The 19,217-nt window shown below is 70.6% G+C and carries 12 protein-coding genes, 2 tRNA genes, 1 other RNA gene and 1 pseudogene; 4 read left to right on the top strand and 12 right to left on the bottom strand.

Annotated features, from left to right (window positions below):
• Positions 1–93: 93 nt before the first annotated feature.
• Together C3V41_RS07895 and ffs are read right to left on the bottom strand one after the other, a co-directional pair.
• Positions 94–5,337, bottom strand: a complete 5,244-nt coding sequence (locus C3V41_RS07895) for a DUF4011 domain-containing protein (protein ID WP_106109818.1) — start codon at positions 5,335–5,337, stop codon at positions 94–96.
• A 681-nt stretch (positions 5,338–6,018) separates the two neighbouring features.
• An RNA gene (ffs, locus tag C3V41_RS07890) (signal recognition particle sRNA small type) lies at positions 6,019–6,114 on the bottom strand.
• Between the two features lie 203 nt (positions 6,115–6,317).
• On the opposite strand from ffs, the gene C3V41_RS12860 reads away from it, so the two are divergent.
• Positions 6,318–6,512 (top strand): hypothetical protein, encoded by a 195-nt coding sequence (locus C3V41_RS12860; RefSeq protein ID WP_129591529.1) that lies wholly within the window; start codon positions 6,318–6,320, stop codon positions 6,510–6,512.
• 225 nt (positions 6,513–6,737) lie between these two features.
• On the opposite strand, the gene C3V41_RS07885 is transcribed toward C3V41_RS12860, so the two are convergent.
• The 9 genes and pseudogenes from C3V41_RS07885 to C3V41_RS07845 form a co-directional block, all read right to left on the bottom strand.
• Positions 6,738–6,825, bottom strand: a tRNA-Ser gene (locus C3V41_RS07885).
• Positions 6,826–7,181: 356 nt separating this feature from the next.
• The gene (locus tag C3V41_RS07880) at positions 7,182–8,000 is read right to left on the bottom strand and encodes a type 1 glutamine amidotransferase (protein ID WP_254423522.1); all 819 of its coding nucleotides are present in this window, start codon (positions 7,998–8,000) and stop codon (positions 7,182–7,184) included.
• Entirely contained in the window at positions 7,997–9,385 is a 1,389-nt protein-coding gene (locus C3V41_RS07875; RefSeq protein WP_106109817.1) for a Mur ligase family protein, read from the bottom strand. Before C3V41_RS07875 ends, C3V41_RS07880 begins: the two co-directional genes overlap by 4 nt.
• 493 nt (positions 9,386–9,878) lie before the next feature.
• The gene (locus tag C3V41_RS07865) at positions 9,879–10,601 is read right to left on the bottom strand and encodes a hypothetical protein (RefSeq protein ID WP_106109815.1); all 723 of its coding nucleotides are present in this window, start codon (positions 10,599–10,601) and stop codon (positions 9,879–9,881) included.
• Between the two features lie 487 nt (positions 10,602–11,088).
• A complete protein-coding gene (locus tag C3V41_RS12855) occupies positions 11,089–11,487 on the bottom strand; it encodes a hypothetical protein (RefSeq protein ID WP_129591528.1) in 399 nt (132 codons plus the stop codon).
• Complete coding sequence (locus tag C3V41_RS07860) at positions 11,484–11,960, bottom strand: Panacea domain-containing protein (protein ID WP_106109814.1); 477 nt, start codon at positions 11,958–11,960, stop codon at positions 11,484–11,486. The genes C3V41_RS12855 and C3V41_RS07860 overlap by 4 nt, the downstream gene beginning before the upstream one ends.
• Before the next feature lie 597 nt (positions 11,961–12,557).
• Positions 12,558–12,631, bottom strand: a tRNA-Pro gene (locus tag C3V41_RS07855).
• Between the two features lie 68 nt (positions 12,632–12,699).
• Positions 12,700–13,901, bottom strand: a pseudogene (locus C3V41_RS07850) (metallophosphoesterase).
• A gap of 1 nt (position 13,902) precedes the next feature.
• Positions 13,903–16,377, bottom strand: coding sequence for a transglycosylase domain-containing protein (locus tag C3V41_RS07845; protein ID WP_106109813.1), 2,475 nt, complete (start codon positions 16,375–16,377; stop codon positions 13,903–13,905).
• Positions 16,378–16,770: 393 nt separating this feature from the next.
• On the opposite strand from C3V41_RS07845, the gene C3V41_RS07840 reads away from it, so the two are divergent.
• Positions 16,771–17,094: a WhiB family transcriptional regulator gene (locus C3V41_RS07840; protein WP_106109812.1), complete on the top strand. Its 324-nt coding sequence runs from the start codon at positions 16,771–16,773 to the stop codon at positions 17,092–17,094.
• Positions 17,095–17,112: 18 nt separating this feature from the next.
• On the top strand, positions 17,113–17,271 hold the full coding sequence (locus C3V41_RS07835) for a DUF4177 domain-containing protein (protein WP_106109811.1): 159 nt from the start codon (positions 17,113–17,115) through the stop codon (positions 17,269–17,271).
• Between the two features lie 398 nt (positions 17,272–17,669).
• Here the strand turns inward: C3V41_RS07835 and C3V41_RS07830 are convergent, their stop codons facing one another.
• The gene (locus tag C3V41_RS07830) at positions 17,670–18,347 is read right to left on the bottom strand and encodes a Crp/Fnr family transcriptional regulator (protein ID WP_106109810.1); all 678 of its coding nucleotides are present in this window, start codon (positions 18,345–18,347) and stop codon (positions 17,670–17,672) included.
• 262 nt (positions 18,348–18,609) lie between these two features.
• Between C3V41_RS07830 and nth the strand changes: the two genes are divergently transcribed.
• A complete protein-coding gene (nth, locus tag C3V41_RS07825) occupies positions 18,610–19,203 on the top strand; it encodes an endonuclease III (RefSeq protein ID WP_441299703.1) in 594 nt (197 codons plus the stop codon).
• The last annotated feature ends 14 nt before the right edge of the window (positions 19,204–19,217 follow it).

Below are 19,217 nucleotides of genomic sequence, written 5' to 3'. Positions count from 1 at the left end.
CCTAATCGGCCGGGCCGACGTCGTGCGAGAACGCGCTCAGGGGCCTGCTGGCGTCCGGCCTCCTCCCGGGGCACCGCCTACCTGGTTATCATATTAAACAATGCTTCTCGTTCCCATCTCATCATTTTGAAGTAGTATCAATATATTTTCCAAATGTTCGCGCCTGCTAGGAGTGATTCTGCGTTTCTTGGTACTAAGACGTTTGAGTACCTCCAGAAACAGGTCGTCCTTGGAGATCCAGGCGGGGCTGGCAGAGCGGACCTGGGCCATGAGGGCCACCAGCTCACGGGGGTGGATGTCCTCGATCCGCTCCACGTGGTCCAGGGCGTTGCGCCGCCAGGGCGGTGCCGTGCGCACACTGTCCATGCTGGCCCACACGAAGTCCTCCTCGTCGACGTAGGCGAAGGCGCTGCCCAGGATCCGACGCACCTTCCGCTCGCGGGAGGCGAATACTGGCGACAGGTCAAAGGCCCAGCAGACCTTGCGCACGAGGCGGGGGTACCTCAGCGGCGACTCGACGGCGCAGATCTCCTTGGCCACCCTGATCACCTCGGCACGGGCCTGGGGGTCCTGCCCCGGCCCCGCCTCGGCGCGGTCCAGGACCTTCCGGGGTCGTACCTGGGTGCGCCTCCACGCCACGTACTCCGGCACCCGGCCAGCCGGTGCCGCATGGGCAGAGGCAGGACCGAGGGCGTCGGGGCCGGTGGTAGCCGGGGTAGTGCCGACGGCGCTGCCCGCCCCGGCCGGTGGGGCAGCCGGAGCGGCCCCGGTGGTGTCCGCCCTGGTAGCGTCGCCTGCCCCGGCGGCCGCGCCTGGCCCGGCGTTCCCGGTGTCCGCGCCTGGCCTGGTGGCCCTGCCCGCCCCGGCGCCCCCGTCCCACCCGACCGCCGCCAGGAGCCGGTCGGTGACGGCCCGGCTGTCCCTGACCCACTCCGGCATCCAGATCCGTTCGACCCGCTCCCACCCCATCTGCCGCAGCACGTCGACCGGGAGCAGGTCGCGGTCCGTGACCGTGCCGCGCTGGTTCCACTCGTGCCCGTCCAGGAGCACCGCCACCCGCGGCCGGTCGGGCTGGTCAGGACGGGCCAGCACGAGGTCGACCGCGAAGGACGAGTGCCCGACCCCGACGTGGACCGTCAGCCCCCGTGAGCGCAGCGCCTCGGCGATCTCGTGGCGGTGCCAGTCCACGGGCAGCGCGAAGGCCGGGGAGGACAGGCAGGGCGGCACCCCGCCGTCGCGCGCCAGCTCCAGGTAGGCGCGCAGGTCCTTGAGACCCTGGTGCCTGGAGCGCTCAGCGTGCAGGTCCTCGGGGTCGAAGCTGGAGAAGACCAGGACCTGCCGCCGCGCCCGGGTGACGGCCACATTGAGGCGGCGCTCCCCTCCGGCCTGGGACAGGGGGCCCAGGCTCAGGGGTACCCTGCCGCTGGAGTCGGCCGAGAAGGTCACCGAGAACAGGATCGTGTCCCGCTCCTCGCCCTGCACGTTCTCCAGGTTCTTCACGAACAGCCCGTCGGGCTCCTCCAGGGCCCTGGCCACCCGGTCGGCGTCGGGCCCCTCCCGCAGGAAGCGCTCAATAAGGTCCCTCTGCGCGGCGTTGAAGGTGATGACGCCCAGGGAGGGGGTGCACTCTGAGGCCCTCAGGCGCAGGAGCACCTCGTTGACGATCTCCCGGGCCTCACGGGGGTTGGTCCGCGGGCGCGCCTGGGGGTGGTGGTGGCGCTCCTCGGGGCTGATGTAGGTGCCCTGGACGCGGCGCAGCGAGATCCCGTACCCGTCCGGGGAGTCGTCGGGCCGGGCGGCCATGGCCAGCGGGCTGGGGAAGGAGGCCAGGGTCCCGTCGTAGTAGCGCTGGTTGGAGAAGGCGATGAGCGACTCCACCCGGCTGCGGTAGTGCCAGCCGAGCCGGTAGCTGGCCACCCCGCCGTCCAGGCACCGGGTGAGGACCGAGGTCTCGTCCGCCACCTCCCCGCCGGCGGCGCCGCGGGGCCTGGCGGTGGCCGTGGGCGGCATCTGCCGGGGGTCGCCCACAATGACCGCCGAGCGCCCCCGCCCTATGGCCCCCACGGCGGCGGCCACCCGGATCTGGGAGGCCTCGTCGAAGACGACAATGTCCACGTACCGGCGTCGGGCGGGCAGGAAGTGGGCCACCGAGTCGGGGGAGGCCAGGATGCAGGGCGTCAGCGCGGTGACCAGGTCCCCGTAGGCGCCCATGAGCTCCTGGATGCTCATGCCCTTGCGGTGGAGGATCTCCTGACGCAGCTCCTGGGCCCTGCGACCCGCCTCGGCCAGCACCTTGTCGCGACGCCGGGCCACGGCGGCCAGGGCCTCCTGGCTCAGGGCGGCGCGCACCCGGGCCTGCGCCTGACGGTAGTCCTCCACCAGGTCGCGGTGCGCGGCCGGGTCGAAGGAGTCGAGCCCGGTGCGGTGGGAGAGCTCCTTGAAGAGCCTCAACGTCTCGTCCTGGGGGCCGTCCGCGCGGGGGGCCACCAGCCGGGCGCGGGCGTCGTAGTAGGAGCGCACCGACCCGTTGGGCCTGTGCAGGGCGGTCCGGTAGCGCTCCAGCTGGGAGCGCAGTGCCCGGAGGCGCTCGCGGTCGGCTGCCAGGCGGGCCGCGTCCACGGTCCCGGGGTCCAGGCTGTAGGCCGTGCGCAGGGTGTCGCGCACCTCGGCGGACCTGACGCTGTTGTCGTGGAGGTTGAGCAGGAGCGGGCCGATGCCGGTCTCCTGGCGCAGTCGGCGGGCAACGACGTCGAGCGCCGACTGCTTCTCCGCCACGAACATAATGGTCTTACCGGTGGCCAGGGCCCGGAAGACGAGGTTGGCGACCGTCTGGGACTTGCCCGTCCCTGGCGGCCCCTCCACCACGAGGCTGTGCCCGGTCACGGCCTCGGCCACGACCCGGGCCTGGGTGGCGTCGGCGGTCAGGGGCAGGTCCTCGACGACGGCGTCGAGGCCGGGCTCGCTGGCGGGCACCCCTGCCGGGTCGACGAAGTCGTGCCCGGGGGCCTCAATGAGGTGGGACACCAGCGGGTTGGCGGCGAGGGTGCGCCAGGAGTCCTCCAGGTCCTGCCACATCCGGTAGGGGGAGAAGCGGAACAGCCCGAGGTGGACGGTGGGGGCGAGGGTGACCTCCTTGTCCTTGTGCGCCTGGTGGAGCCTGAGGCGGATCGCCTTCATGGTGGCGTCCACGTCAATGCCGTGCCTGTCCCGCTGCGGGTTGACCAGCTCGGTGAGCTCGATGCCGGTGTCGGCCTTGAAGCGGGTGACCAGGGAGTGGTTCGGGGTGGAGACCACCGTCTCGTCAGGGGTCAGGACGTAGCCCTCCTCGGTGAGGCCGAGGGTGACCGGGATGAGGATGAGCGGTGAGCGCACCTGCTTCTCGGACGTCTGCCACCTCAGAGTCCCGATAGCCAGGTAGAGGTTGCTGGCCCCGGTCTCGCTCATGGAGCTCTGGGAACGGTCCGTGAGGGAGGCGAGGACGGGCTGGTAGTGCCTGGTGGCCAGGTTGACCTGCACCGTCCTGTGCTCGGTGAGCAGGGTGGTGGCCAGGGCGTCTGCCTGGGGGGTGCCCTGCCGGACGTCCGAGTCGGCCGGGACCAGGGCGATAAGGTCCTTGGCGTTGACCCGGTCCTCCAGCTGGCTGACGAGGTGCCCGGGCATGAGGAGCTCGACGACGTCCTTGGGCATATTGCCGGCAGATGGAATATTGTTATTGTATGATGGAATATGTATAAGAGGATTGTATGTGCTCAGATCGAGGAGGCTCTGCTTCCACTCCTCGACGCGCTGAGGCACCGGGCCGGTAGCCGTGGTGCCGTCTGGGCCGGGGCCGGTCGGGCTGGTGTTAGCGGGGCCTGAGCCGCCTGGGCTGGCCGGGCCGGGACCGCTGGGGCTGGGGGCGGGTCCGGTTGGGCTGGGGCCGGTCGGCTGGTCCGCGGGCGCGGCCCCTGGGCGGGCGGGTACCGGGGTGGGGGTGCTGGTGGGCGCCGGGACCTGCGTCGTGGGGTCCTGGTGGCCCGGATCGGGTTGGGGGAGGATCCTGCCTGCCCGTGCGGCGCCGATCGAGACCGTGAGCGCGAGGTCCGCCGGGGTGAGGACCGTCCTGGGGCCCTCCTGGCTGGGCGCGAGGTCGTTGAAGGCCAGGAGGGCGGGGTCAATGAGCTCCACCACGCCCCGCTTGACCAGGTCGATGACCGCCTCGGGCGAGGAGGCCGCCACTGCCCCGGCCTGGCGCTGGTAGCCCACGAGGACGTGCGTGGGTGTCAGGAGGAGCAGGGCGGGTACCTCCAGGTGCTCCAGCACGCTGGCGATGAGGACGGCCAGCTCCAGCGTGCTGCCCCGACGCAGGTCGAGCAGGGAGGCGCCCGGACGTATGGGTAAGGCCACGCGGTCCCACGGCGCGGGGGGCTGGGTGGCCCGGAGCCCGCGACGGTGCAGGGCTGCCAGGACGGCGTAGACGAGGGCGTCGGCCTCCTCGGGTGAGCCGGGGCCGCTCGGGGACGGGGTGGTGGCGCGTGGCGTGTTGGCCCGTGGTGGGCTGGCGGGACTGCCCGGGCGCAGGCGCCCCAGCACCTCGGCCGCCAGGGTCCGGACGGCGGACTGGGTCGGCTGGACGAAGGTGGCCAGGGCGTCCCCGGCCCACGTCGTGTCCCCGGCCAGTATCCACCGCCGGGGAGGCAGGACGGTCAGTGCGCCGGGAAGGCGGGTCACCGAGTAGCGGGTCGCCTGGGCACGGGTCGCCGAGGGGGCTGGTCCGGCCCCGGGACGCGGCTGGGCTGAGGCCTGGGGCCGCGCGTCCAGCGTGACCTGGATGCGGGCGCGCCCCTCCCGGGTCACCCGGAGCAGGCCTGCCCGGTTGAGGGGCAGGCGGCGGGTCGCCTTCAGGACGGGGTGGCTGGCGGTGTCCCACGTCAGGTGCCACGGCTCGGTGAGCTCGTACCCCTGCTCGTGACGGATCCTGAGCGTGACGGCGACGGTGCGCGGCAGGCGGCTGCCGAGCGGCCTGCCCGGGGGCGTCGCGGGGTGGGAGCGGTTCAGGCCGGTCGCGCCGCGGGGGCGCCCGGGTACGGTGGAGCGGTCGGACGGCGGGGTGCTGGGCGTGCCGCCCGTGTCCTGGGCGGCGGGCGCGGACACGCGGACGGTCATGCTCAGTCCCCGGCCCACCACCGCGTGGGCGTAGCTAATGACGGGGGTGCACCAGGCCTCGACCACGACGTCCTCGAACGGGTTGCCCCAGGGGCGGGAGGGGGCCGGTGACGCCGAGGGGTGGTGCGGTCTCGCGGTGGCCTGGACGGCGCCCGGCCCTGGCCGGGGCGCCTCCGTGCGAGAGGGCTCCATACGGGGAGCACCTGTAGGGGTGCGTGTGCGGGGTGTGTCCGTCGGGTGCGGCCAGGAGGTCTTCTGCTGGGTACGGTCGGTGCGGGGCGGTAGCTGAGTGCGGTTAGTGTGGGGCGCTACAGGAGGGGTGCTGGCGGAGCGTCTGAGCGTCTCTGCAAGCTGCTCAATTGCGAGGACACCGTCCGGGACGTTGACCATGGTGAGAATCTCTTTAATAAGAGTAAGAGTCGTCTGAGCCTGGTCGTAGGTGAGTGGTAGGCCGTGGTCTATGTCATGGAGGTGCTTGCGTGCCTCACGCAGCTTGCTGCGCAGGTCCATTCTCACCGGTCGTCGCGAGCCGTGGGGAGGGTCAATGAGGAGGTCCAGCTGGACTGCCGCCTGGGAGAGCCTGAGGGGCTCGGCGTCGGCCCCCGTCCGGTACCTCAACCGGGTCAGCGCCGCCTCACCGAGCACCTTGCGGGTGTAGGGCTCTAGGTGTGTCGGGAGAATGTTTTTGAGTCCCGTGGCAACGATGTCATTAAACTTCATAGACGTTCTCCGCCACGTCACCAGGGTCTGGGGACTCCCGCCGCCGTCGCCCTGGCGGGGCGAGGGTAGCGACGGCGGTGCGGTCCGGAGCGGTGGCGCAGTGAGATGTGTGAGAAGGTGCAGGAGTGCGGCCGGGGTTGGGACCGGCGGTGAGTCAAGGACCCCCCGTGCACCCGCCAGAGCCCGCTTACCCTTGCTACCTTCCGGTCCTGGGGGAGTTCGCGAGATAACGCCGCACGAGGGGCCGGGCAGCAGTGTACCCGACAACGGCTGCGGTGCCGAATCGGCTGGTGGGGCGGTGCGGGCGCGGGCGGATCTCGGTCGCCAGGGTCAAGGTGGCGTCCCCCAAGAGGTAGCCGCGGGGAAGGTCTCGTCGTGTTGTCTCGGCCACTCTGGTATCCGTGGGGCCGCCGCCCTAGGGTAGGTAGACCACCACATCTAGGAGGATCCTCATGACCACGACGACGGCATCCCCTACCCCACCTTCCCCCACCCAGCCGACCACCCCGGCCCTGCGCCCCCCGGTCGGTACTAGGGAGCAGGACCTGGCGGAGAAGGCTAGGAAGGCCCTTGAGGCCCGGCGCCTGGGCGCCGAGCTGCGTCGGGGCAGGCGGAAGAGTTTTCAGCCTGTCGTCGGACGCATCTGATGACCTCACGCACCCCCCTCGACACGAGAGACTTGCCGCCCGGGGGCGACGCCGGCATCTGATTCGGGACGCACTCACCGGGACGCCTCTTGCGTCCCGTACTGGTGGGAGGGGTGCCCTCGTGGGTGGGTCTCAGGCGGCCGGATCGAGGTGCTGGTCGAGCTGCGGGGCACTGTGTGAACAAGGACACAAAACAAGGCCCCGGAACCGTCGCGGTCCCAGGGGTGGCGGAGGATGGGGGATTCGAACCCCCGAGGGCTTGCACCCAACACGCTTTCCAAGCGTGCGCCATAGGCCACTAGGCGAATCCTCCAGGCGCCCCACGACGCCGTGGCGTCGTGCAACGGAGTAGGAATATATCGGACAGCCATGCCCGGGCGCCACTCGCTTAGAGTGACGTGCCTCACTGTTGGGTGGGTGTGTGCCCCTGTCTGTCGTGTCTGCCCAGGTAGCGCCCAGGTGTGGTGCCTGCCTCGGGCCGGTGCGCTCCACGTCGGGCTAGTGCGCTCCTCGTCGGCAAGCCGCACGGGCCCGGCGCTCCTTAGGGCAGGTCCGGCACCGGCACTGCCGTCAGCCACAGCCCCCGTTCTCACGAGCAATAAGTACCGTTCTCACGACAAATAAGTACCGTTCTCGCGAACGGGGGTGGGACGGGGTGGGGTGGAGGGCTCAGCGGGGGCGGGAGCGGGCCACCTTCCGGGCCCGCTCGGCCTCGGTGGCCAGGTCCGCCCCGCCAGGCAGGGCCACCGGGACCTGCGGCTGGGCCGGTACCCACTCGACCCCGGCCCGCGTGCAGGCCTGCTCAAGCAGCCAGTCGGCCACGGCGGGGTTCTTGGGCAGGAGGGAGCCGTGCAGGTAGGTGCCGATGACGTGGTGCACTCGCGCCCCCTCCGTACCGTCCTTGCCGTTGTTGCCGTCCCCCTGCGTGACCCGCCCGAAGGGCCGGGCCCCCGGTCCCAGGGTGGTCAGGCCCGAGTGGTTCTCGTAGCCCACCACCGTGCCCAGGTCCGTGGACAGGGTGATATTGCCGATCAATCGCCTGGGGCCGCCCACGGTCTCGGCGTCGATAATGCTCACCCCGGGGATCTCGGCGCCCTCGGAGGTGGTGAACCGGTGGCCGAAGAGCTGGTAGAGGCCGCAGATGACCAGCATGGGCAGGCCGTCGGCCGCCCAGGCCCGCAGGTCCGCACCCCGGGTGACGAGGTCCTCCTTGATCTTCTCCTGGCCGGAGTCCTGTCCGCCGCCGCCCACCAGGAGGTGGACGTCGCCAGGCAGGCTGTCACCTGGGTCGTAGGAGAGCAGCTCGACGTCGTACCCGCGCCACTGTGCCCGGCGCGTCAGGGTCAGGGTGTTGCCCCAGTCGCCGTAGATGTTCATGTCCCGGGGGTAGAGCTGGAGGATGCGCAGCCTGCCCAGGGCGGGGCCGTCGGTGGTGTGCTCGTAGCGCACGGCGCCGGACGCGCCGCCACTGGCCTGGGGGGTGCTCACTTCATGACCTCCTCGACGTCGGTGATCTCGCCCAGCCGGGCGCGCAGGGCCAGCATGGCCGTGTAGGTGGTGAAGATCCGTACGGGCCGGTCGGCCTGGCGGGCGGCGGTACGCACCCGCTCCAGGGCCCTGGACAGGTCCGGCTCGACGGCGGCGGCAGGCACCTCGTCGTAGGCCAGGCGCAGGGCCATGTCCCAGGCGCGTACGCCGGTGACCACCGCGACGCCCTCGGCCCGCAGGGCCGAGAAGTCCACGTCCCACAGCCAGGACATGTCCCGGCCGTCGGCGTACTCGTCGTTGATGGCGATCATGACGGTCTCGGGGCCGGGCGCCGTGGCCGCGGTCAGCAGCCCCATGCGGAAGCCCGCCGGGTTCTTCACCAGGCTCAGCTGGACCTCCCGGCCGTCGAGGTGGAGGACCTCCCCGCGCCCGAAGGCCGCTTGGACGTGCGACAGGGCCCTCAGGGCCGCCGGGACGTCGGCGTCCTGGCCCAGCACCTCCAGGACCAGGGCCAGGGCCGCGCAAGCGTTGAGCTGGTTGTGGATACCCGGGATGGTGAAGGTGACCTCGTGGGTGGAGCGGGTGCCGGACGCGGCGGAGGTGCCCGGTGTGCCGGGGGCGTCCGGGGCCTGCGCCACGTGGGGTGCCAGGGACAGGACGGCGTCCTGGCCGTGCAGGGACTCCAGGAGGACGGTGGCCTGCCCGCCGGGGGCGGCGTCGGTCAGGGTGCTCACCTGGCCGGTGCGCAGGTCGTCGTCGGACAGGAACAGGGAGCGTAGCGCGGGCCCGGCGCCGAAGGAGGCGACGCGCGCCCTGAGGTCCTCGGTGAAGGCGGGGGCGGCCAGGCGGGGGTCGTCCGCGTTGACCACGACGACGCCGGTGGTGGCCTTGGCCACCGTGTGCAGTAGGGAGGCCGTGTAGTCGATCTCGCCGAAGCGGTCGAGCTGGTCGCGCATGACGTTGAGCAGGAGGCATGCGCGTGGGCGTACCGCCCGCACGAAGTGGACGGCGTGGGCCTCGTCCAGCTCCAGGACGGCGATGTCGGCGTCCAGGTGGCCGGAGGCGTCCACCTCGGTGAGCAGGGCGGCCAGCACGCCGCGCACGAAGTTGCTGCCGGTGCGGTTGGTGAAGACCCGCAGGCCCGACGCGCGCAGGAGGTCGACCACCATCTTGGTGGTGGTGGTCTTGCCGTTGGTGCCGGAGACCACGATGACGCCGTGGGGCAGGGCCCCCAGTGTCCGGGCCAGGAAGCCCGGGTCGGCCCGCTCCATGACCAGGCCGGGGAAGGCGGTGCCGCCGGAACCCCCGCCCCGCAGGCGGGCGGCGAGGCGCGCGGCGCGTCCCAGGGCCACTGTGGCGCGCGAGCGCGGTGAGTGTGCGGTCATGGTGGTCCCCTCGGTCAGCGGCCTGGACGGAGCCGAGTATAGGGAGGAGCGGGGGCGCGTGGTGGGCAGCGCGGGCGCGTGGCGGACTCAGCTGCGGGCGGTGAGCGCCACGGCGGCGCGGTCCTGCCCGATGCGGCGGAGGCCGCTGCCAGGGAGCTGCACCTGGGTCTTGACGGCCTCTTTCTGCGGGGGCTCGTCTACCCGGGCCTGCAGCTCTGCGGGGGGCGTGGAGCTCCTGCGTCACCTGCGTGATCATCTGGTCCGGGTGCCCGCTGGCCTCGGGGCAGGTTCTGGCCGGTAACGGGCGTCAGGGCCTTTCAAGGGGCGAGGAACCTGCTGACTAGGTATCCTCGGGAGTGAGGGGAACCCGGTGTCGACCGCACCGGTGCGGGGCACGGCTACTGCCGCACCCCGCACCGGCTGGTGTCGGTCCTCTCCGAGTGGTTCTCCCCGTGTGCCACGGTGACCGCTGCGCGGGGGACGCTCAGCAAGTTCAGTGAGCGGTCTGCACCACGACGTCAGCGAAGCCCTTGACCTCCTCCGCCGTCGACCCGGAGACGTAGATCACAGTGAATGCCTTCTGGGCGTTGGGCAGGATGAGCATGACGCCCTTGATCGTCTTACCTGCCTGGGTCAGGGTGTAGGCGCTGCGCACACCCTGACCGTTGGCGGTCTCGACGGTCTCGTAGGAGTCCAGCGTCGCGTTCTGCTTCTGGAGCAGGGACTCGACCGTCTTCTGGTCCGGGACCACAGAGGTCGGGACGGTCTGCTTGGCGACATTGAGGTTGGGGGTGATGCCGGCCTCGTCCGGCGCCTGAGCCATGACAAAGAGGTCGAGCTGAGCGAGCAGGGTCTTTATCTGGTCGACGCTCTGGTCCACGTTAGAGGCGAGCTCCTCAAGCTGGCTGTCGGAGAGCTCTCCGAGGTTCTCCCAGTCCTGGGGGACGGCGAAGGTGATCTTGGCGGTAGGAGCGGTGACCTCCTTGTAACCGTCGGGGACCGTGGTGCCCTGGGCGGCCGACGTCTTCATGTCGGGTGCGGTTGACGTCTTCGTGTCGGGTGCCGCTGACGTGGCCTCACCCTGTGCCTGCTGGGACGTGCTGGTCCCGGGGGTGGAGGTCTCCTTGGCTTCCTTGGAGTCGGAGCCGCAGCCCGCCAGGGCCAGGGAGCCGGTGAGGACGAAGACGGCGAGGGTGTTACGGAATCGGGTACTCATATGACCTCCTCGGTCGTGGTGCTACCCGGCGGGAAGGCGGTTGTAGCCGTCGGGACGGCAGGGGTGGTGGGGTTCTCCTGCTCGCGCATAGTAACGGACTGATGACGACAAGAGCCAGTTGCCTCGTGGTCCAGTGCGTCATGCGGTGGTTAAGGAGGCGTCCTGACCTGCGTCAACGACGGTCAGGGCATGGGTTCCCCGAGGTGCCGCGCCCGGCGACACGGGACACGCACGGCACTGGCTGGGCCGACGTCGGGCCTGGGGAAGGGGGTGGGGAGTCGCTGGTGCCGGGGCGGCGGTACGTGCGCACCGGCCCCTGGTGGCAGGGGCCGTCCAGGCCAGCTGGGTGCGAGCGTGTCCGCCCGGGTGCCCCGCCCTCAGCCGGGCCTGCCGGGCGGTGATAATCACCTGCTGGCGCCATGTGGCTCCACACCTTGCCAGGTCTGATGATAAATGTCACCTTGCTCCTGGTTCTGGGCGTGTTTCCTTACTTGTCGCGGTCGAGGGTCCTGGCGAAGACGAACCCCAGGGCGGTGGTGACAATGAGCTTGAGGGTGTCTACCGCGCCCGAGAGCAGGTCGGACTCCCGGGGGAAGAAGTAGCCGACCAGCGCGAGCACGGTAATGAGGAACACGCATGATCCAATAAGCCATTGGGCAAAGTTCAGGCGTTTGATGGAGATGTGCTCGCCCAGGTTCTTGGGCTCGTAGCCTCTTGGTGCCATCTTCGCTGCCGGCTCGGGCACCGTCGCCGCCCTGGCCTCACCGGTCCGGCCGTTTGGTGAGGTAGCGGGCTGGAGGCGTACGTCCTCCTCTCCCGAGATGACGGGTACCGCCTTGGGCTTCTTCCTGCCCTCGGCCGCGGTTTTCCCTTCCTTGGTGCTCAACAGGTGAGCCCTAGGTCGGCCAGATAGGTCCTGTCCGCAGTGATCTCGTCCGGGTCAAGGACGTCGCGGTCGTCCTGGTAGGCCTTGTACCAGGCGGATCCTTCTGCGTGCGTGAGCTCGGAGAGATCGATGGCGCTGCGGCGTTTGGTGGCCTCCCAGACCTCGTCGAGGCAGTCACGCAGGTCTGCGTCGGCATCCTCGTCCACGACGAGGGCGTTGCCGGCGGCGTCGCGTGCAAAGCGTCTAATGCCCTTCTTGGCAAAGGGGCGGAACTCGTCGTAGGCGGAGTAGGCGACCGGGCCGTACGCCCAGGTCTGGAACCGCTCGGCCAGGAGCTGGGAGCCTGTGCGCTTGGCGTACTGGGCGGCGGTGAAGTAGAGGATCTTCTGGAGCTTCATGGGCGAGATGTAGCGACGCTCGCTGAAAGACCGCATTAGGATATTGTTGGCCAGCATTGTGGGGCTGTAGGCCATGACGGTTCACCTCGCTCCTTCCTCTCCCCGGTGCTCCGGACTCCGGGCACTGCCGTCTGGCGGGGCGCAGCCTGTGGGGCGGAGGCTGGTTCCCGGGAGGAGCCTGGGTAACACCTGTACCAAGGCTAACCCACAAGGCGTGCTTGTTATTCCCTCTACGGGCAGGTTTTGTCAGGATGCGCGGCTCCCGTCCCGTCGCCGGTGCGCGGCCCTGGTGGCGCCTGACTGCAGGCCTGCTGGTGCCAGCACTCGGCTCCTCTGCCGCGGACAGGGGGCGGGGAGAACCGTCGCCCCTCTGCCTCACGAAGGGGCTGCGGCATGAGCGACGTCGGGAGCTGGTCCGGGCTGGCGCCCTGGGGAAGGGGGTGGGGAGTCGCTGGTGCCGGGGCGGCGGTACGTGCGCACCGGCCCCTGGTGGCAGGGGCCGCCAGGGGCGCGTCGGTGGTGCTGTAGCGCCTCTTGTCGCGCAACAGGGCCGTGGTGCCACCTCTGGGCGCGCACCACCGTGAGTGCCAGGCCAGCTGGGCGCGAGCGTCGCCGCCCGGGTGCCCCGTCAGCCGGGCCCACCGTGCGGTGATAATGATAATCACCTACCAGTCGGGGTGGCGGGATTTGAACCCACGACCTCTTCGTCCCGAACGAAGCGCGCTACCAAACTGCGCCACACCCCGTGTTGCAGCGCGCCAATACTAGCGGCACGAGCGCGCTGTTGCGAAATCCTCCGGCTGAGTCCTGCGTCTCACTCCTGGCTGGTCCTGGCCTTCTCCTGGCCCTCACCCGGCTCCTGGGCCGGCACGAGCGTCAGGAGCGTGGCCTCCGGGCGGCACGCCAGGCGCACCGGTGAGAACGGGCTGGTGCCCAGGCCCGCCGAGACGTGCAGGAACAGTCCGGGCTGCGGAAGTGGCCCCAGCAGGGCGCGGTCCCCGTGGACGCCGCGCAGGGCGTCTCCAGGCCAGGTGGACAGCCCGGAGGCCCGACGGCGGTCCAGGTCGCAGTTGGTGACCAGGGCCCCGACGCCGGGCAGGCAGATCTGGCCACCGTGCGTGTGCCCCGCCAGGACCAGGCTCACGCCGTCGGCCGCCATGGTGTCCAGGACCCGCGTGTAGGGGGCGTGCGTCAGCCCCAGGCGCAGGTCCTGTCGCCGGGCGTCCTGGACCGCGGGCAGGCCTACCGCTGCCGCAGGACCCCGGTGCGCGCCGGTAGTGGTCCTGGCGGCCCCGCCGCTCGCGCCGGGGGCGGCGTCCGCCCGGTGGCGGCCCCGCCCGGAGGCAGGGAAGACGTCCCGCTTGGCGTGGGGGTCGTCCACGCCCACCAGGTCGATCCGCCGTCCGCGGACCGTCAGGCTCCCGCGCGTGTTCGTCAGGTCGACCCACCCGCCCCGGGCCTGGATGTCGTGGACCTCCTGCCAGGGGAGCTCCTGGATCTCCGCCTGCTTCTCCGGGGAGTCGGCGGTGCGGGGGTCGCGGCGCAGGTAGCGCGTGGGGGGCGGAAGACCGTCGTGAAGTAGTCGTGGTCGCCCATGACGAAGGCCCCTGGCAGGTTGAGGAAGGGCTCCAGGGCCCGCTCAAGGGGCTCGACGCCGGAGGCGAAGGACAGGTTGTCCCCGGTGTTGACCACGACGTCGGGACGGGTGCCCGCCAGTGAGCGGACCCAGGCCACACGGGCCTCGGTGTGGTCGGTCAGGTGCAGGTCGCTGAGGTGGAGCAGGCGGATAGGCTCCTCGCCGGGGGCCAGGACCGGGACCTGGATGCGGCGCAGGACGTACCAGCGGGCCTCCAGCAGGCTGTAGCCCAGGGTGACCGCGCCCAGGCCGACACCCAGCCCAATACCCCGCGCTGTGATACCTGCCACTCTGCTCAGGGTCCGGCCGGGGCGGCGAGCGTGGGGCGCGGCCCGGCGGTCACTGTCCGCAGGCGTGCGCCCCGTACCAGTACCCGCCATCTCAGCTGTCCTCCTCGTTGCGCACGGCCGGGACGGTGCCGACGCCTGCCAGGCCCCCACCTCCTGAGGTGCCGCCTGCGGAGAGCTCGGTGGTGCCCGCCGAGACGCTGCCGCTCTCCTGGCCTGACGGGGTGGCGCCACCGGTCGGCGTCGTGCCGGTGGGTGCACCGGTCGGTGCGCTGGTGGGCTGGATAATGTCAGCGGACGGGGTGCTGGCCTGGAGCGTGGCCTCGAAGGTGCCGCTGGTAGGCGCCTCGGTGGCCACGGAGGTGGCGCCCCCGGTGGCGCTGCCCGGGGCCGGGGTGGTGGCCTCGCTACTGGCCTCGTGCGTGGTGCCCTGGTCGCTGGTGGAGCCGCTGCCCGCGGTGTTGGAGGCCCCGCCGGCGCCCAGGCCCACCTGGTTGAAGGCCTGGGCCGGCTGGCCGGCCAGGGCGCTGTCCATGTAGGTCTTCCACAGGGATGCCGGGGCGTCCGAGCCGTACATGGTGGAGTAGTAGTGCCCGCCAATGGTCTGGTGGGCCATGGTGTAGTAGCCGTCGGAGTGCCCCAGCCAGACGGCGGTGGAGAGCTGGGGGGTGAAGCCCACGAACCAGGCGTTGTCCATTTCCTCGGTAGTGCCGGTCTTGCCCGCGCCCTGGCGTCCGGCCAGGGCGGCGTTGGGGGCGGTCCCCTTGGAGGTCAGCACATTGGTCAGAGTGAGAGCCACCTGGTCGGCGGCGGTGGCCTCCAGGGCCTGGGAGCAGTCCGCGCTGGGTACCGCCATGTCGTTGCCGGAGGCGTCCTTAATGGAGTTAATGGCAATGGGCTTGCAGTAGACGCCGTGGCCGGCGAAGGTGGCGTAGGCGTTGGCCATGGCCATCGGGGTGACCTCCTGGGCGCCCAGGACGATCGAGGGACGGGCCTCCAGCTCGGATCCGTCGGTCTTGGTCACCCCCAGGGTGGCGGCCAGCTTGGAGACGTCGCAGATGTCCAGCTGGGCGAGCATTCTGACGTAGCCCACGTTAATGGACATGGCCGTGTTCTGGATGACGTTGTGGGTGCCGCCCTCGCTGCTGTTGGAGTTTCCCACCTTCCAGTTCTCACCCGCCAGCCGTGAGCCGCAGGCGGTGAACTGACTCATATTGAACACGGTAGGGTCGGTGTTCATGGAGGCGTAGCCCGACTTGTGCTGGGCGTACCACTCGGCGAGCACAAAGGGCTTGAAGGCGGAGCCGGGCTGGAATCCGTTGGATCTCAGGCCCCCGTGCTTGGCGTCGGCGGCGAAGGAGATCTGGGTGGCCGAGGGGTCGGACGCGGTGGAGTCGCCGAAGTTGGTGTTCTGCGCCATCGCCAGGATCTTGCCGGTGCCCGGCTCCACCGAGACCAGGGCAGCCTTGACGTCGGAGGGGTCGTTGGTGGGGACGTAGGCCTGGACGGCGGAGTTGGCGGCACCCTGCTTGCCCCGGTCCAGGGTGGTGGTGATCGACAGGCCGCCGCGCAGGAGGAGCTTGCGCCGCTCCGCCAGGGAGGCCCCGTAGAGGTCGGAGTTCTCGATCTCGCCGACCACGTAGTTGCAGAAGTAGGCCGCGTCCCCGGCGGTGCCGCAGCCGCCGACCTCGTTGGTCACGTGCAGCATGGAGTCAATGGTGGTGGCCACCCCGGCGTCGTGCTCCTCCTGGGTGATGAACTGCTCCTCCAGCATCTTCTCCAGCACCCAGTCCATGCGTTTCTTGGCCTCCTCGGGGTGGGTGATGGGGTCGTAGGCGCTGGGGGCGTTGGTCAGGCCGGCCAGGAGGGCCGCCTCGGGGATCGTGAGCTCCTTGGCGGAGTGGGAGAAGTAGTGCTGCGCGGAGGCCTCCACGCCGTAGGTGGAGGGGCTGAAGGCCGCGATATTGAGGTAGCCCTCGAGGATCTTCTGCTTGGCGTCGGGGTACTTCTGCTCCAGGGTCAGCGCGTACTTGATCTCCCGGAGCTTACGGGCCGTCGTCTTCTCCGTGGCCGCCTTCATGGCCTTCTTGTCGTTGGACTGGGTGGCCGCCTCCACCAGGACGTTGCGCACGTACTGCTGGGTGAGGGTCGAGGCCCCCTGGGTGGAGCCGTCGTTGCTGTTGGACACCAGGGCGCGCAGGATACCGGTGGGGTCAACGCCCTTGTGCTGGTAGAAGCGCTTGTCCTCGACCGCGACGATCGCGTGCTGCATATTGATGCTGATGTTGTCCAGGGAGACCACGATGCGGTTCTCCGCGTAGAACTGCGCGATCTCGGTGCCGTCAGAGGCCTTCATGACCGAGATCTGGGAGGGGGACAGGATGGTGAAGTCCTCGGGGAGCTCGTCGAAGAACTCCTTGGAGGCGTTGGTGATCGCCGAGGTCGCGCCGACGAAGGGAGCTGCGAAGCCCGCCGCCAGGATGCCGCCCGCCGTCGAGAGGAGCAGGAAGACGAGCACCAGGGACAGGGCCTTGACCGGGCTGATGGGGCGTCGCGAGGAGGAGGACATGCCTCCAGCGTACGTGGAAGGTGGCCGGTAGTGCTGTGAGGTCGCCCGGTGGCGTCGCGGGGAAATCGTCCGGGGCGTCGGCGTCCGGGGTCAGGGGGCGACGGCGGCGGGCACGGCGCGGCGGTCGCCGGACCGGGCCACCCGGGGCGGGACGCCGGGCGGGCGGCCCGGCCCCCCGGCCGTTTTCCCGCGCGGTTGCGGGGATGGGCGGGGTGCCCGGGTGACGTGGCGGCGGTCGCGGCGCCCCTGTGCCAGGGGCCGTGGCGGCCGGGGTACCCCCGTCGTCGCGGCGGCGACCGACCGGATGGCGGATTTTGTGCCGGGGACCATTGTGATCTAACGTCTATGTGATGCGGCTGACAGTGGCTTCGATCGTAGAGAGGGGTAGAAGTTATGGTGAGTGACCCAACCTGGGCAACGCGTGCGGCCTGTGCCGGAATCGCGCCGGACCGTCTCTTCGGGAAGGGGGCGGAGCAGCGGGACGCGCGCTCGATCTGCTTCAGCTGCCCGGTGCGCATGGAGTGCCTCATAGAGGCGCTGGAGACCGAGTCCGTCTTCGGTGTCTGGGGCGGGCTGACCGAGCGTGAGCGACGCGCCCTGGTGCGCAAGTACCCCGACGTCACGGACTGGTCGGCCTGGCTGCGCCAGGTGGACAACGAGACGCTCGCTGAGCTGCGGGCCCGGCGTGCTCCGCGGATCCTCGCCCGCACCCGCTGACGCCCGTAGGGTGGGGGCATGACTACCTGGGAGTACGCCACCATCCCCCTCCTGACCCACGCCACCAAGCAGATCCTCGACCAGTGGGGCGCTGACGGCTGGGAGCTCGTGCAGGTCGTCCCCGGGCCGACCGGCTCGGAGAACCTGGTCGCCTACCTCAAGCGCCCCCGCGCCTAACGCCTCGCCGTCGTGGTCGTGCGCCTGCCCGGTGCGCGACCACGAGGGGCGGGCACGCCTGGCGACCTGCGACGACGCGGACCCGGGGCGAGGTGCCCGCACCCGACGGGGGAGGAGGCGGGCGGTGCGACCACACGTGTTCTCTGCTAGAGAACTTAGGTCCTAAGGCCTAATTTTAGACCACTTGTCCTCCGATCAGCTTTCTCTGTCAGAGAACGACTCATGCGGCTCCGGCCCCTGCGAGATGCCGCCCCTGGTGAGGGACCCCCGCACCGGGAGGCCCTCACCAGGGGCGGGCGGACCGGGCAGGTCGCGGTCGCCAGGACCCGGTAGGCCGGGACCTGGCTGACGGTGGCTCACGCCGGCCTGCCCGCCCCTGGTGAGACCGGAGCCCGGAGTCAGCGAGCGCGGCGGCGCAGGCGGTCGACGTCGAGCAGCGTGACGGCACGGCCCTCCAGGCGGATCCAGCCGCGTGAGACGAACTCCGCCAGCGACTTGTTGACGGTCTCCCGGGAGGCGCCCACCAGCTGGGCCAGCTCCTCCTGGGTGAGGTCGTGCGGGACGTGGATGCCGTCGTCGGTGGTGGAGCCGAAGCGGTCGGCCAGGTCCAGCAGGGCCTTGGCCACGCGACCTGGGACGTCGGAGAAGACCAGGTCGGCCAGGGCCGTGTTGGTGCGGCGCAGACGCTGGGCCAGGGCGCGCAGCATGTCCTTGGCCAGGGCCGGGTGGGTCTCGATAAAGCTCATGAGCTGGCCGTGCTCCAGGTTGAGCAGCTCGGTGGGCGCCACCGCGGTGGCGGTGGTGGAGCGCGGGCCCGGGTCGAACAGGGTCAGCTCGCCCACGATCTCGCCGGGGCCCAGGACCGCCAGCAGGTTCTCGCGGCCGTCAGGACTGGTGTGACCGAGCTTCACCTTGCCCGACACGAGGATGTAGAGGCGGTCGCCGTCCTCCCCCTCGTTGAAAAGGGTCTCCCCGCGGCGCAGGGTGGTGCGCGACATCATGCTGCGCAGCTCGTCCTGCTCCTCGTAGGTCATCCTCTCAAAAAGGGGGATACGGGCGATGATGCTGTCTTCCACGAAGGACCTCCTGTAATGATGGTCGGCCAGCCCTGCGTTAACGGGCAGCCCTGTTCCTATCCTGCCATGGCTTGTGACATATGGCACGCCGCCGTGCATTGTAGTCTCACTGTGGGTTAGGTCAAATACTGTACGAAGGAGCTCGATGGTCACGCCAGTCGTGCCGGCGCCTGCGCCGGCCTCAACGCCTGCGCCGGCACGGTGTTCGCTGCCAGCACTCCGGGCCACCCCCGAGACGGCCGCGGCGGTCGACGAGGCGCTCATGGTCCTCTACCCCGACGCGACCTGCTCCCTGGTCCACCGCGACGCCTACGAGCTCCTGGTGGCCACGGTCCTGTCCGCCCAGACCACCGACGCCCGCGTCAACACCGTCACCCCCGCCCTCTTCGCCTCCTGGCCCGACGCCGCCGCCCTGGGGTCCGCGCGGGTGGAGGACGTGGAGGACGTCGTCCGGCCCCTGGGGATGCAGCGCACCCGCGCCCGGCGCCTGGTGGCCCTGGGCACCGAGCTCACCGGGCGGTTCGACGGCGTCGTCCCGGCCACGCGCGCCGAGCTCACCTCCCTGCCGGGCGTGGGGCGCAAGACCGCCAACGTGGTCCTGGGCAACGCCTTCGGTATCCCGGCCCTGACCGTGGACACGCACGTGGGCAGGCTGTCGCGGCGGCTGGGATGGACCCGGCACACCGATCCCCTCAGGGTCGAGTGCGACATTGCCGACCTGTGGGAGCCGTGGCGCTGGACCGACGGCTGCCACCGGCTCATTGCCCACGGGCGGCGGGTGTGCCGCTCCCGCAGGCCCGACTGCGCCAGCTGCGCCCTGCTGGACCAGGGGCTGTGCCCCCAGGCCGGGCTCTGAGGCCGCCGGAGAGC

Origin of the sequence: Actinomyces sp. oral taxon 897 (assembly GCF_002999235.1) — a bacterium.
Lineage (GTDB): Bacteria > Actinomycetota > Actinomycetes > Actinomycetales > Actinomycetaceae > Actinomyces.
This window is presented reverse-complemented; position numbering and strand designations above follow the sequence as displayed.